This window comes from Lysinibacillus sp. BSL11 (genome assembly GCF_052928325.1).
This window is the reverse complement of sequence record NZ_JAVGCX010000006.1, coordinates 223,127-238,128: the sequence shown is the minus strand read 5'-3', so window position 1 is coordinate 238,128 and position 15,002 is coordinate 223,127. Positions and strand designations below refer to the sequence as shown.

The following is a 15,002-nucleotide window of genomic DNA, read 5'->3' as shown; positions in this document are numbered from 1 at the left end:
TGATTAGCTCAAATTGTTTTGCTGGCATCATGTTTGATGTCCAAAATTGTGTTTCGTTCACTAGCTAAACTAGCTACTTAAAACTTTATTGATTACGTTTTGCTTGTTCAGTTTTCAAGGTTCATGTTCTTTATTTCGTCGTCACCTCTTGGCGACTCATTAATAATATCAAGATTCAAAAACAAAGTCAACACTTTCTCCAAAAATATTTTAATACAATATATATAAATGTTTCAAAACACAATTATGGTTAAAATCCTCACTATTTAATTGATTAATATTGCGAAGTATTTCTTAAGGAAACTACTAATATCTCACCTATTTATACTAGCACTTGCGTAGAGTAAATCTCTTACCTGATAAAAAAAGGCAAACCACATAATATAGTTTGCCCCTTTATCTATTAATTAGTTATGATACGTGAAATATAGAAGCTACGATTTTTCCCTAAATCAAAAATTTCCCCTGAATGAATTAATTTAATAAGTGGTCGTGTTGGGGCAAATTTATTTACATACATTACTTCCCCACGTTCTAAATTAGAAAGTTCTACAATTGTACCTATTGGAAGATCTGCAACAATATCAATTAATGCACGTACTACTTTAATATCAAATTTACCAAACTCAGATTCATTGATCATTTCTATCACTTTAAATGAAGATTGTTTTGTTCTATACACTCGTTCACATGTCATAGCATGAAAAACGTCTGCAACAGCAATGATTTGTGCAAATATAGAAATATTTGCGATCTTTTCGTTCTTCGGATATCCACTACCATTTAAACGTTCATGATGTTGGAAGATTGCTTCTTTCATCGTTTCTTTTAAAATGGTCAAATCTTTCACCATATTATGGCTATAAATGGGATGTTTATAAATCTCATCATATTCTTGCTCTGTTAATGGTGTCTTCTTATCCCTGATACGGGGATGTACTTTAGCCATACCACAATCAGCTAATAAACCACCGATGGCTACTTGAATAGTTGTCCCTCTATCATAACCAAGTTTTTGAGCAATAACTGAGGCAATTAAACCAGTTGCTACACAATGATGATACAGGTAGTCTTTTGGATTTGAATACTCATTTAAATCAAAAATAATAGTACGATCTTCTAGTACCATCTCTACTAGAGGTAAAATAATTGTTCTGGCCTTTGCAATATCTACCTTGGCTCCCGCTTCCCAGTTTTTAAATTCTTTTTTAAACTGTTCAACAGAATGATTATAGATTTTTCTAAAAGTCGGAATTTCTTCTATTGTAACTTCGACATCGCTCTCATTCTTTTCTACACGAGTATCATTTTCACTTTTGTAAACGGGGACGGTGAAAATATTAAATGCATGAAAAACTTGTAAGTGTACATAAGAAATCATTGTATCTTTGAAAATAATCGGATACTGTGTATTAGCAAATATATCTTCAGAAATTACCTTGCCAACACCTAGCTCTGAAATTGGAACATGTATAGTTTCCACGGAATGAACACCTCTCCACTATTTTCTTGCTTCAAAATAAGGTATTTTCATTTTATCATGGAATTCAAAATAATTACTTATATTTCATTATTTACGTAAAAAAACCGATGACGACATTCAATAATGTCATCATCGGATTATATTATTCTTCGACTTCCTCTTCGTCTTCTAAAGACTCTTCTGCTTTTTCCACTTTAGCGACAGTTGCAACCAATTCGTCATCTCCTAGTCGAATTAAACGTACACCTTGCGTACTGCGCCCAATTAATGAAATATCGTTCACATCCATACGGATAAGCATACCATTAATAGTTATAAGCATTAAATCCTCAGAACCATCGACGGTTTTTACAGCCACCATTGGACCATTCTTATCTGTAATCTGGATAGTTTTCAGTCCTACTCCACCACGACTTTGTAAACGATAGTCCTCTTCAGAAGTACGTTTACCGTAACCTTTTTCAGTTACTACTAAAATTTCTTGCCCTGGCTCAACAATCTCCATACCAACTACTTCGTCACCATCACGTAGCTTAATGCCTCGTACACCACCAGCTGTACGGCCCATAGATCGAATGTCGTCTTCTTGGAAACGAACGAGCATGCCATCGCGTGTACCAATAATGACTTGTTTCTCTCCATCTGTAAGACGTACAGAAATAAGATCGTCGTCTTCTCTCAAGCTGATTGCGATTAAACCATTTGTTCGGATGTTAGCAAATTGCGATACAGGAGTACGTTTTGTAATACCTGTTTTTGTGGTAAAGATAAAGTAAGCATCGTCATCAAACGACGCAACACGAATCATAGCTGTTACTTTTTCGCCTTTTTCTATATTGAGCAAGTTTACGATAGGTAACCCTTTAGCAGTACGACCGAACTCAGGAATTTCATATCCTTTTGCTCTAAATACTTTACCTTTAGACGTGAAGAATAAAATTGTATCGTGGGTAGAAGTATTCATTAGATGCTCTACAAAGTCGTCTTCATTTGTACCCATTCCTTGTACACCACGACCACCACGCTTTTGACTACGATATGTATTCGCAGCTAAACGCTTTATATAGCCATTATGTGTTAAAGTAACAACTGAGTTTTCAACAGGAATTAAATCCTCATCCTCAATCATTTCAATTCCACCTGATGTAATCTCAGTACGGCGTATATCATTAAAACGTTCTTTCAACTCTAAGATTTCAGTACGAATAATATCTACAATTTTCTCTTCATCTGCTAAGATTGCCTTTAATTCAGCTATAAGAACTTGAAGCTCTTGATATTCTGCCTCAATTTTTTCACGTTCTAAGCCACTTAACCGAACGAGGCGCATATCTAAAATAGCTTGAGCCTGACGCTCAGATAAGTTAAAACGTTCCATTAATTGAGGTTTTGCTTCTTCACCACTACGTGAACCACGTATAATAGCGATTATTTCATCAATATGATCGAGTGCGATTCGTAAGCCCTCTAAAATGTGAGCGCGGTCTTCAGCTTTTCGAAGATCAAACTCTGTACGACGACGAATAATTACTTTTTGGTGTTCTAAATAATGGTATAGCATTTCTTTTAAGCCTAATACTTTAGGCTGACCATTTACTAAAGATAGCATATTGATACCGAAGCTAGATTGCATAGCTGTTTGTTTATATAAATTATTTAGTACAACATTAGCATTTGCATCTTTACGAACTTCAATCACTACACGCATACCGCGACGGTCTGATTCATCACGTAAATTTGTGATTCCATCTATTTTTTTATCACGTACAAGCTCTGCAATTTTTTCAATGAGCTTAGCCTTATTCACTTGGTAAGGTAATTCATGAATAAGAATAGTTTCCTTACCATTTGCCTTTTGCTCAATTTCCACTTTCGCACGGATGATAATGGAACCTCGACCAGTTTCATAGGCTCTACGAATACCACTACGTCCTAAAATTAATCCACCAGTAGGAAAATCAGGGCCAGGAATGATTTCCATTAGCTCTTCAGTCGTAATGGCTGGATTTTCAGAAAGTGCTATAACAGCATCAATTGTTTCACCCAATTGATGTGGTGGAATATTTGTTGCCATACCTACAGCAATCCCTGCAGCACCGTTGACTAAAAGATTTGGATAGCGACTTGGTAAAACTATTGGTTCTTTTTCTGATCCATCATAGTTATCTGTATAGTCAATTGTATCTTTATTAATATCACGGAGCATTTCCATTGCTATTTTAGACATACGTGATTCTGTATATCGCATGGCTGCTGCGCCATCACCATCAACAGAGCCGAAGTTTCCGTGACCATCAACAAGCATGTAGCGATAGCTAAAATCTTGTGCCATACGTACCATTGCATCATAGATGGAAGAGTCACCATGTGGATGGTACTTACCCATTACATCCCCAACGATACGTGCTGACTTTTTGTAGGCTTTATCTGCTGTATTACCTAATTCCTGCATCCCATATAAAATACGACGATGAACTGGTTTTAATCCATCACGTACATCAGGTAATGCACGTGATACAATTACACTCATTGCATAATCAAGAAAGGATGTTTCAATTTCTTCTGTTATATTAATTCCTTTAACACCGGAGCGTTCTTGTTCTGACAAAGTGTAGACCTCCTCTCAAGAAAAATTAGATATCTAAATTAGCGTATACGGCATTTTCCTCGATAAATTGACGACGAGGTTCAACTTCATCGCCCATTAAACGTTCAAATGCTTGGTTTGCTTTAATTGCATCATCTAATTCTACTTGTAATAATGTACGGTACTCAGGATCCATTGTTGTTTCCCAAAGCTGCTCAGCGTTCATTTCACCAAGACCTTTATAACGCTGCACATTTGGTTTTGGCATTTTTGGTAGCCGTTCTAAAATTTCTTTTAATGTCTCTTCATCATAGCAGTACTCAATATGTTTACCTTGTTTCACTTGATAAAGTGGTGGCTGTGCAATATAAATATAGCCTGCTTCTATAAGTGGTCGAAGGAAACGGAAGAAGAATGTTAAAAGTAATGTACGAATATGTGCCCCATCGACATCGGCATCTGTCATGATAATGATTTTATGATAACGAGCTTTCTCTAAATTAAACTCCTCACCAATACCAGTGCCGAATGCTGTTATCATTGCACGGATTTCCGCATTCGATAAAATTTTATCTAGTCGAGCTTTCTCAACGTTAAGGATTTTACCTCGTAAAGGTAAAATTGCTTGAAAGTGTCGATCACGTCCGGATTTAGCCGAACCACCGGCAGAATCACCCTCAACAATATAAATTTCACAATCAGCTGGGTTAGTAGAAGAACAATCAGCTAATTTACCCGGTAAGCTAGATACTTCGAGAGCATTTTTACGACGAGTAAACTCACGTGCTTTTTTCGCAGCTACACGAGCACGTGCTGCCATTAATCCTTTTTCCACAATTTTTCGTGCAACCGTTGGATTTTCTAACATAAAACGCTCAAAACCATCTGAGAACAAAGAATTGGTAATTTGACTTACCTCTGAATTCCCTAACTTTGTTTTTGTTTGTCCTTCAAATTGAGGATCTGGATGTTTAACAGAAACTATAGCTGTTAACCCTTCTCGTACATCCTCACCTGTAAGATTAGCGTCAGATTCTTTTAGTAATCCACTTTTTCGTGCATAGTCATTAATAACGCGTGTAAGGGCTGTTTTAAACCCTGATTCATGTGTACCGCCCTCATACGTATTAATGTTATTAGCAAATGAAAAAATATTAGAAGAGAATCCAGCATTATATTGCATAGCAATTTCTACTGTGATGCCATCCTTCTCTCCAAGAACATCAATTGGATCATGGATTGGGTCTTTAGATTGATTTAAATGCTCAACATAAGAACGAATACCACCTTCATAGTGGTATGTTGTTGAGCGAATCTCTTCTTCACGTTCATCAGCAATCGTAATCTTAATACCACGATTTAAATAAGCCAATTCTCTAATACGATGAGCTAAAATATCATATTCATAAACAGTTGTTTCTTTAAATATTTCTGGGTCAGCTTTAAAACGCGTTGTTGTACCATTATGATCTGTATCACCGATAACTGTTAATTCTTGAACTGTTTTTCCACGTTCAAATTTTATTTCATGGATATGACCTTCACGGTGTACTTGGACAATTGTTTCAATAGAAAGTGCATTTACTACTGATGCTCCAACTCCATGAAGACCACCAGAAACTTTATAGCCTCCACCGCCAAATTTACCACCAGCATGTAAAACAGTCATAATAACTTCAACAGCCGGCTTACCCATTTTTTCTTGAATACTAACTGGAATACCTCGACCGTTATCTTCTACACGAATCCAGTTTTCTTTTTCAATTGTTACTTTTATATCTGTACAAAATCCTGCAAGTGCTTCATCGATACTATTATCAACAATTTCCCATACTAAATGGTGAAGCCCTTTAGAGCTAGTTGAACCGATATACATCCCTGGTCTTTTACGTACTGCTTCTAAACCTTCTAATACCTGTATCTGATCGGCCTCATAAGCTTGGTTTTGTAAACCTTCGTTCTCTATAGCCACGGCTTTCATCTACTCCTTCATAACATCATTGTGTGTAAATGAATGAACAGTCAACCGAGCTGACTATTACCATTCTTTTTGTAATCTAAAAAACTACCCTGGCTAACTTCTTTCAATCGCACCTTGTTTCACGTGGAACAGTTGAGCCTGTTCCATCGTTTCATGATGAATTCCTTCCACACTTGTGGTTGTTACAAAGGTTTGGACTTCACCCTGAATGGTATTTAATAAATGCGATTGGCGATAATCATCGAGTTCCGATAAAACATCATCTAAAAGTAGTATGGGTGTTTCTTTTGTTTCTTGTTTAATTAATTCAATTTCAGCAAGCTTTAAAGATAATGCAGTAGTTCGCTGTTGCCCTTGTGAACCATAAGTTTGGACATCATAGCCATTGACTAAAAACTGTAAATCATCTCGGTGTGGACCAACTAGTGTCACGCCTCTATCAAATTCACGTTCTCTCGCTTCAATTAATTTTTGATGTAAAGTATTTTCAATTTCACTAGTAGAGTGCTCTTTTTCAATACCAGCTACCGTACGATATTTTATAACAAGTGTTTCCTTACCTTGCGATATACCTGCGTGTATGGGTTCCGCCCACTCCTGCAATAAATCCATAAATTGAAATCTTTTACGAATAATTTGGGTAGCAGCGTGAATATATTGTTCATTGTAGACCTCATACATCACATCATTGGACATGGACTTGCCTTGGTTCATTTTTAAAAAATGGTTACGTTGTTTTAAAACTTTTTGAAAGGTTAATAAATCATGTAAATAGACAGGCGAAATTTGCCCAATCTCCATATCAATAAAACGCCGACGTATTTGCGGACTTCCCTTTACAACGTTCAAATCCTCTGGCGCAAACATAACGACATTCATTTGACCAATATAATGACTAAGGCGACTTTGCTCTATATGATTTATCTTGCCCTTTTTACCTTTCTTTGTAATCGTAAGTTCGATCGGTAAAATACCATGCCTTTTTTTAACGGCCCCTTCTATTTTACCATAGTCTGAATCCCAACGTATCAATTCTTTATCGTTCGTTGTTCGATGGGACTTAGCCATTGCTAAAACATAGATGGACTCCATAACATTTGTTTTTCCTTGTGCATTTTCACCAATGAAAACATTAATTTTTGGAGAGAAGTTTAAAGCTAAGGCATCATAGTTACGGTAATTTGTAAGTTTTATTTGCTCAATATACATAATTTATTGTCCAGTTGGTCCTATAATTTGAAAACGACCACATCCAGGAATATTTACAATATCTCCGTTACGTAATTTTCGACCTCGACGATCGTCTACTTCTCCATTTACATATACAGCATGTTCTTGTAAAAACCACTTGGCCATTCCACCTGAACTAATGGCATCAGTAATTTTTAAAAGTTGCCCTAACGTGATGAACTCCTCATCAATTTTAATGTCCTGCATAGTGTGTTCCCCTCCGAATACAGACTGTCTATCTCTCTATCATACCTAAAATTACGCCATAAGTAAAAAAAGATAGTCACTATGAGCGACTATCTTAACAGATCTTATATTCTTTAGTAAGTTCGTACAGGTAAAATTAATTGTAAAATAGCATCATCATGAACGGAACGTAAAATAAACGGTCTCATTGCCCCGGTAAATTGAATAACTACGTCTTGTCCATCTATTGCTTTTAATGCTTCCATCATATATTTTGCACTGAATGAAATTTTCAAACCTTCCCCTTCTAATGCTTCCACAGGAATTTCTTCTTGTACTTTACCGATTTCAGGAGAGTTAGAAGAAACTTCAACTGCTTGGTTATCTAAAATTTCAAAACGGACAACATTATTACGATCGCCTCGTGCAACAAGTGATGCACGGTCAATAGCTTGTAATAAAGATTTACCATTAATTGTTACATTCGTTTGATATTCTTCAGGAATTAAACGAGTTGTGTCAGGATAATTTCCTTCCAGTAAGCGAGAGAAGAATAATACATCACCAGTTTTAAATAATACTTGCTGACTTGTAATAACGATTTGGACAAGATTTGTAGAATCTTCAAGAACTTTATTTAATTCATTCAAACTTTTCCCTGGAATTACTACACTATGTTCAACTTCTGGTAAATTTTCGAGTTGCACTTTACGTCTTGCTAAACGATGGCTATCTGTTGCAACACAGATTAATGTTTCATTTTTGATCTGCCAGTTTACACCTGTCAACACGGGTCTACTTTCTGAAGTGGCAACAGCGAATACTGTTTCACGGATAATTGTTTTTAAGAGATCAGCAGGAATAGTAAATTTTTGATCTTCTGTAAGCTCTGGTAACAAAGGATACTCTGCTGCATCTGAGCCAATTAAATGGAATTCCGATTTCCCTGAACGAATATGCGTTTGGAAACCAGGTGTTACTTGTATTTCAACATCGTTTGTTGGTAATTTACGTACGATTTCATTAAACATACGTGCTTGTACAACAATTGAACCTGTTTCTGTAATGTGAATAATTTGTTGTCCATCTTCTTCTACTGGAATAAATGTTTGAATAGTTATATCAGCATCACTACCAGTTAAGCGGATACCTTCCTCTGTTACATCAATTTTAATCCCAGTTAAAATTGGAATAGTTGTTTTTGAACTTACTGCTTTCATGACATCATTTAAACCTTCTAATAAACGGTCACGTAAAATATCAAATTTCATTCGTTTTCCCTCACATATTTATATTATTTATTTATATAAAATAAAAAGATATAGTAATAGGCCCTGTGGATTTGTGGATAAGTGTATTTATATGAATAAAATCAGTCTATCCACATGTAGATAGACTGTGTATAAGTTTGTGTTTAAATAGTTAGTTTGTCCACAGCAATTACTTGCCTAGCATACTACGAATTTGTTTAACATCTTGTTGAAGTTGCACGTCATTTTTCAACATAGAAGATATTTTTTCGTGCGCATGTATGACAGTCGTATGGTCGCGGCCGCCAAATTCTTCGCCAATTTTTGGCAGCGAAAAATCTGTCAACTCGCGTGATAAGTACATAGCGATTTGACGTGGAAAAGCAATTAATTTAGTACGTTTTTTGGCAGCGAAATCTTCCAAACGTATACTAAAATGTTCCCCTACTGCATTTTGAATGTCTAATATTGTCACTGTTCGCGGTTTTGAATTAGGAATGATATCCTTCAAGGCCTCGGCAGCTAATGTCGCAGTAATATCTTTGTTTACAAGTGATGAGTAGGCAACGACGCGAATAAGCGCACCTTCAAGCTCCCTAATATTGGAGTCGATCTGGTTCGCAATATAAAGCATTACTTCATTTGGTACCTCTAAACCGTCTGCTTTTGCTTTTTTACGCAAAATAGCGATACGAGTTTCCAAATCGGGCGGCGCAATATCAGTTATTAACCCCCATTCGAAACGTGAACGGAGCCGATCTTCTAAAGTTGGAATCTCCTTAGGAGGCCGGTCACTTGAAATAACAATTTGTTTGGATTCTTCATGTAAAGTATTAAACGTGTGGAAAAATTCTTCTTGAGTTGATTCTTTTCCAGCAAGGAATTGAATATCATCAATTAGCAGTACATCCACGTTGCGGTACTTATTGCGAAAATCAAGTGCTTTGTTATCACGAATTGAGTTAATAAATTCATTTGTAAATTTCTCGGATGATAAATACACTACTTTTGCATTTGGATTATGCTCTAGTACATAATGACCAATAGCGTGCATTAAGTGCGTTTTACCTAGCCCTACTCCCCCATAAATAAAGAATGGATTGTATGCCTTAGCAGGTGCTTCAGCTACAGCTAACGAAGCTGCATGTGCAAAGCGGTTACCAGAGCCAATAACAAACGTATCAAAAGTATATTTCGGGTTTAACATACCTGGTGAAATATCATGATGTTCATTATTTTTTGCTTGGATAATCGGCGCTGGCAAATCAAAATCGTCCGAATCCTGGTTTTTTTGAACAACAAATTTAATAAGCAAGTCTTCGCCTGTTAGCTCCGTTAATATACCTGTAATCAAATGAATATAATGATTTTCAAGCCAGTCTCGAGCAAACGAATTTGGCGCAGCAATTGTCACAGTGGACCCACTACCATTGTAAGATAGTAACTTCGTAGACTTTAGCCACGTTTCGAAGCTTGGTTTAGAAATTTTTTGTTCAACTTGAGCCAGGACATTGTTCCATAGTTCTTCTAAATGTTCCAAGCTGCTAATCTCCTTTACAGTGTTCAATACAAAAAAAAATCGCATTTATAGAATTGTAAATACGTTCATTTTATAACTCGTCCACATAATCACAAGTTGTGGATAAAAGTTAACCAAAGGCTGTGATGAAAATTATCCACAGCATATTAACAGTTGTGGATAATTAAAATGTTCGTTTTAGTTTTCAACAAAGTGAAGCACAGTAATCGTATCAGAAAAACAAAGCTATTTCAATAGTTTGTGAAACTTATCCACATAGCTTGCAGTTATGCACTTTATAGTTGTCCACAAGCACTGCTTATGTGAGAAACCTGTAGATAATTGTTGTGGATAAAAAATAATGCAAAAAATACTATACACAACTCTGTGTAAAAAAAACAAGTACTCTGTGGATAAATATTTTTATGTTTATGGAGAAAAAATATTTCTAAGTAGGGAGCCGAACACTAGAAAATTAAGAATAGAATAAATAGATAGTTCGACCGATTAAAAGAAATTTGTGAAATTCATTGACAAAATAACTAGATACTTTATATAATATTCGAGTCTGTATGTTGAAAAATTCAACTCATATCAGGAGGTGTCTATATAAATGAAACGTACTTACCAACCAAAAAAACGTAAGCACAGCAAAGTACACGGTTTCCGCGCACGTATGAGCACGAAAAACGGTCGCAAAGTTCTTGCTGCTCGTCGTCGTAAAGGAAGAAAAGTTTTATCAGCATAAAATAAGTCCACTGAGCCACATCAGTGGTCTTTTTTTTCTTTATTTTTGGTAAACCTAGAAATGAGGATCAAAAGATATTATCTAATAGCAGGTGAAAGAAATGAAAAAACGCCAACGAGTGAAGAAGAATGATGATTTTCAAAAGGTGTTTAAAAAAGGTAAATCTTTCGCTAATCGTCAGTTTGTTGTTTATTTTTTAGTAAAAGAGGGACAAACGGAATTTCGTGTAGGTTTATCAGTTAGTAAGAAGCTTGGGAATGCGGTAACACGCAACCAAGTAAAACGCTATATTCGACAAAGTATTCATGAGTTAAAAGATGATCTAAAGCCGAATATGGATTATGTTATTATCGCCAGACATCCGGCGGCCACTATGGATTTTCATGAAGTGAAACAAAGTTTGCAGCATGTACTACGAATCGCAAAGGTAATGAAAAAAGTGTAATGTATGCAACCAAGTGGTGAAATTACGCCTGTACTGTTAGCAATAGAATAGATAATATGTGATTTTTCATAAAATTATATGTAAGAGAATTATACGCATGGGGGTATTCCTGGCGAGAGTTTTCGCTTAAAAATATGTAAAATTCACAACTTATCTTAGGAATAAGCGTGTGTAGTTAGAATATTTAGTAGAGTGAATGTTATAGGCATGATAAAATAACTGATAACTTTATCTTCATCGAGGACTCTCAAAAGTGGACTGAAATAAAGATAAGGCTACTGTTATTTAACCGATTATGTGAGAGGAAACTGTCGGTACAAAAAGAAGCATATAGAATAAGAAAAAGTGAATAGGAATTGTAGGGGGAAGAAGGTTGAAAAAACAACATTGGGTAATTTTGTCACTAGTATCAGTAGCCTTACTACTTTCTGGTTGTACAGAATTCAATGAACCAATTTCCAAAGATAGCACAGGCTTCTGGAATGAATTCATTGTTTGGCCGTTGGTATCAGCAATAAAATACTTTGCTGATCTGCTAGGTACGTATGCATGGGGGATCATTGCCGTAACGATTATTATTCGTTTAGCAATTTTGCCATTGATGATCAAACAAACAAAGAGTTCTAAAAAGATGCAAGAAATTCAACCAAAATTGAAGGAACTGCAAAAGAAGTATGCTTCTAAGGATGCTCAGACACAACAACAATATCAGCAAGAAATGATGAAGTTAATGAGTGAATCTGGAGTAAATCCACTTGCAGGATGCTTACCAGTAATCATTCAAATGCCAATCTTAATTGGTTTCTATCATGCAATTAGCCGTATGAATGCAACATCAACATTTGATCTAGGGAATTTCTTTATCTTCCCGCTAGCAGATCCTGCACCTGCATTAGCTATTACAGCTGGCTTAATGCAATTTATCGTGTTACGTACAGGACCAGCAATGGATAATCCTCAAATGAAAATTATGATGTATATTATGCCATTCATGATTATTGGTTTTGGTATGGCCTTACCAGCTGCATTATCATTATACTGGGTAATCGGAAACATTATTTCGATTTTCCAAAACTTGTACATTTATAAACCCTGGAATAAAGATAAAACACAACCTGCTCAAAATGGAGGGGCTAAAAAGTGAAACAACTTACGCAAATAGGCGCAACAACACAAGAAGCGATCTCATTGGCGTTACAGAAACTTGGCAAAACCCGTGAACAAGTAGATGTTGAAGTTTTACAAGAAGGTAAAAAAGGATTTTTAGGTTTTGGTGCACGTTCTGCAGAGGTACGTGTAACAGTAAAAGAAGTTCAGGTTCCGACAATTGAAAGCGACAATGCTCAATTGCAGGTAGTAACAGTAGTAGATGATGTTGAAACACTAAGTTCACAAGTTTCTGAACAACCAAGTGAAATGGAAGAAGTTCAACAAGTCGTTAAAGAACAAGATGAGGATGGAGACTCAGCAAATCCAATTGAAGAGGCAAAGGCTTATTTAAGTAGTATCGCTGAACAATTGGCTATTCATGATCTTGAAATTGCTACGACACGCGAAGGGAAATATGTATTATTTCAACTCAAAAGTGAGAAAGCTGCCCTGCTTATAGGGAAACGAGGTCAAACATTAAATTCCTTACAGCAATTAACGCAACTCGTATTAAATAAAAGCGCAAAGCAGTTCTTAATGGTGAAACTGGATGTAGAAAATTATCGCGAGCGTCGACAAGTAGCTTTAGAATTACTTGCGGATCGAATGGCGGATAAAGCATTACGCTTAAATCAACGTGTGGCATTTGAACCAATGCCGTCTTACGAACGAAAGATAATTCATAATCAATTAGCAAATCGTCTAGATCTTGAAACGTATTCAGAAGGTACCGAGCCTAATCGTTATTTAGTAATAGAACCAGTAAAAAAATAATTAAACTGTTTCACATAATCATACAGACAATATATTTTGAAAGGTCATTTTATCTTTTAGATAAAATGACCTTTTTTAATGAAACATAGCAAATTTTGTCGAAAATAGGATTAGCGAAAAATTGATTTTATCCACATTTGGAAATGATCCTTACTTTAGATTTTGTTGAAAATATGTTAGTCTAAGGTGTTAGTAAGTATTGGTCGGTTTTGATTATCCACATGTGGATAACGTTGAGGAGGTCATTAAATGGAGTTCGATACAATTGCTGCGATATCCACACCGATGGGTGAAGGTGCCATAGCCATCGTTCGTTTAAGTGGAGACGAGGCTGTGACGATTGCAGATAAAATATTCAAATCACCCGGGGGAAAAAGTTTAACAACCAAAGATTCGCACACTATTCATTATGGACATTTAGTCGATCCTAAAACTAATGAGGTAGTAGAGGAAGTAATGCTATCGCTGATGCGTGGGCCAAAAACATTCACACGTGAGGATGTAGTTGAAATAAACTGTCATGGTGGATTAGTTTCAGTCAAACGCGTGTTGCAACTTGCTTTAACAAATGGAGCAAGGCTAGCTGAGCCAGGTGAATTCACAAAACGTGCCTTTTTAAATGGACGTATTGATTTATCACAGGCTGAAGCAGTAATGGATTTGATAAGAGCTAAAACAGATCGTGCGATGAATGTGGCTCTGGGTCAAATGGATGGAAAATTATCGAGACTTATTGGTGATTTGCGCCAAGCTTTACTAGAGACATTAGCCCAAGTAGAGGTTAATATAGATTATCCAGAGTATGATGATGTAGAAGAAATGACTGTACCTGTATTAGTAGAGAAATGTACATGGGTAAAAAATGAAATTATAAAACTTTTGCAAACATCTTCTCAAGGAAAAATTTTACGTGAGGGATTATCAACAGTTATTTTAGGTCGTCCGAACGTTGGGAAATCTTCACTATTAAATAGCTTAGTACAAGAAAATAAGGCCATAGTGACAGATATTGCAGGGACTACTCGTGATATTATAGAGGAGTACGTCAATGTCCGAGGTGTTCCACTTCGTTTAGTGGATACAGCGGGTATTCGGGAAACAGAAGATATTGTTGAACGAATTGGAGTAGAACGCTCACGGGAAGCTCTTCGTGGAGCTGATTTAATTCTGTTTGTATTAAACTATGCAGATGAATTAACTGCTGAGGATGAGCGTCTATTCGAAACAATTGAAGCGATGGATTACATTGTCATTGTCAATAAAACAGATTTACCGCAAAAAATTGATTTGGCTCATGTCAAGGAATTAGCTGGTGAGCATCGCATTGTAACAACTTCTCTGCTACAAGAGGAAGGTATTACAGAGCTAGAAGAAGCCATTGCTGCATTATTCTTTGAGGGACAAATCGAAGCGGGCGATTTAACATATGTTTCAAATGCAAGACATATTGCCCTTCTGCACCAAGCGCAAGCAACGGTAGAAGATGCAATAGCAGCTGCACAGGATGGTGTACCAGTCGATATGGTACAAATTGATGTAACAAGAACATGGGAAATACTTGGCGAAATCATTGGTGATACTGTTCAAGAAAGCCTCATCAATCAACTATTTTCTCAGTTCTGTTTAGGAAAATAATTTTTAGAAAGAAAG

At 36.1% G+C, this 15,002-nt stretch carries 12 protein-coding genes; 5 read left to right on the top strand and 7 right to left on the bottom strand.

Features of this window, described 5'->3' with window-relative positions; genetic code table 11:
* Positions 1-403: 403 nt before the first annotated feature.
* The 7 genes from RCJ95_RS09410 to dnaA all read right to left on the bottom strand — a co-directional run bounded on the left by RCJ95_RS09410 (position 404) and on the right by dnaA (position 10,302).
* A complete protein-coding gene (locus RCJ95_RS09410) occupies positions 404-1,483 on the bottom strand; it encodes an HD-GYP domain-containing protein (RefSeq protein ID WP_221682478.1) in 1,080 nt (359 codons plus the stop codon).
* A gap of 142 nt (positions 1,484-1,625) precedes the next feature.
* The gene (gene gyrA, locus RCJ95_RS09405; RefSeq protein ID WP_221682477.1) at positions 1,626-4,091 is read right to left on the bottom strand and encodes a DNA gyrase subunit A; all 2,466 of its coding nucleotides are present in this window, start codon (positions 4,089-4,091) and stop codon (positions 1,626-1,628) included.
* A 25-nt stretch (positions 4,092-4,116) separates the two neighbouring features.
* Positions 4,117-6,051 (bottom strand): DNA topoisomerase (ATP-hydrolyzing) subunit B, encoded by a 1,935-nt coding sequence (gene gyrB / locus RCJ95_RS09400; RefSeq protein WP_221682476.1) that lies wholly within the window; start codon positions 6,049-6,051, stop codon positions 4,117-4,119.
* Positions 6,052-6,144: 93 nt separating this feature from the next.
* On the bottom strand, positions 6,145-7,260 hold the full coding sequence (gene recF / locus RCJ95_RS09395; protein WP_004233301.1) for a DNA replication/repair protein RecF: 1,116 nt from the start codon (positions 7,258-7,260) through the stop codon (positions 6,145-6,147).
* Positions 7,261-7,263: 3 nt separating this feature from the next.
* Complete coding sequence (gene yaaA, locus RCJ95_RS09390; RefSeq protein ID WP_004233303.1) at positions 7,264-7,488, bottom strand: S4 domain-containing protein YaaA; 225 nt, start codon at positions 7,486-7,488, stop codon at positions 7,264-7,266.
* A 113-nt stretch (positions 7,489-7,601) separates the two neighbouring features.
* Entirely contained in the window at positions 7,602-8,738 is a 1,137-nt protein-coding gene (gene dnaN, locus RCJ95_RS09385; protein WP_004233305.1) for a DNA polymerase III subunit beta, read from the bottom strand.
* A 169-nt stretch (positions 8,739-8,907) separates the two neighbouring features.
* A complete protein-coding gene (gene dnaA, locus RCJ95_RS09380; protein WP_369700628.1) occupies positions 8,908-10,302 on the bottom strand; it encodes a chromosomal replication initiator protein DnaA in 1,395 nt (464 codons plus the stop codon).
* 547 nt (positions 10,303-10,849) lie between these two features.
* Between dnaA and rpmH the strand changes: the two genes are divergently transcribed.
* The 5 genes from rpmH (at position 10,850) to mnmE (ending at position 14,987) form a co-directional block, all read left to right on the top strand.
* Positions 10,850-10,984 (top strand): 50S ribosomal protein L34, encoded by a 135-nt coding sequence (gene rpmH / locus RCJ95_RS09375; protein WP_004233310.1) that lies wholly within the window; start codon positions 10,850-10,852, stop codon positions 10,982-10,984.
* A 100-nt stretch (positions 10,985-11,084) separates the two neighbouring features.
* The gene (rnpA, locus tag RCJ95_RS09370; RefSeq protein WP_004233316.1) at positions 11,085-11,429 is read left to right on the top strand and encodes a ribonuclease P protein component; all 345 of its coding nucleotides are present in this window, start codon (positions 11,085-11,087) and stop codon (positions 11,427-11,429) included.
* A 373-nt stretch (positions 11,430-11,802) separates the two neighbouring features.
* Positions 11,803-12,573: a membrane protein insertase YidC gene (yidC, locus tag RCJ95_RS09365; RefSeq protein WP_025115704.1), complete on the top strand. Its 771-nt coding sequence runs from the start codon at positions 11,803-11,805 to the stop codon at positions 12,571-12,573.
* Positions 12,570-13,352, top strand: coding sequence for an RNA-binding cell elongation regulator Jag/EloR (gene jag, locus RCJ95_RS09360; RefSeq protein ID WP_221682474.1), 783 nt, complete (start codon positions 12,570-12,572; stop codon positions 13,350-13,352). Before yidC ends, jag begins: the two co-directional genes overlap by 4 nt.
* A 249-nt stretch (positions 13,353-13,601) precedes the next feature.
* The gene (gene mnmE, locus RCJ95_RS09355) at positions 13,602-14,987 is read left to right on the top strand and encodes a tRNA uridine-5-carboxymethylaminomethyl(34) synthesis GTPase MnmE (protein ID WP_221682473.1); all 1,386 of its coding nucleotides are present in this window, start codon (positions 13,602-13,604) and stop codon (positions 14,985-14,987) included.
* Positions 14,988-15,002: the final 15 nt, after the last annotated feature.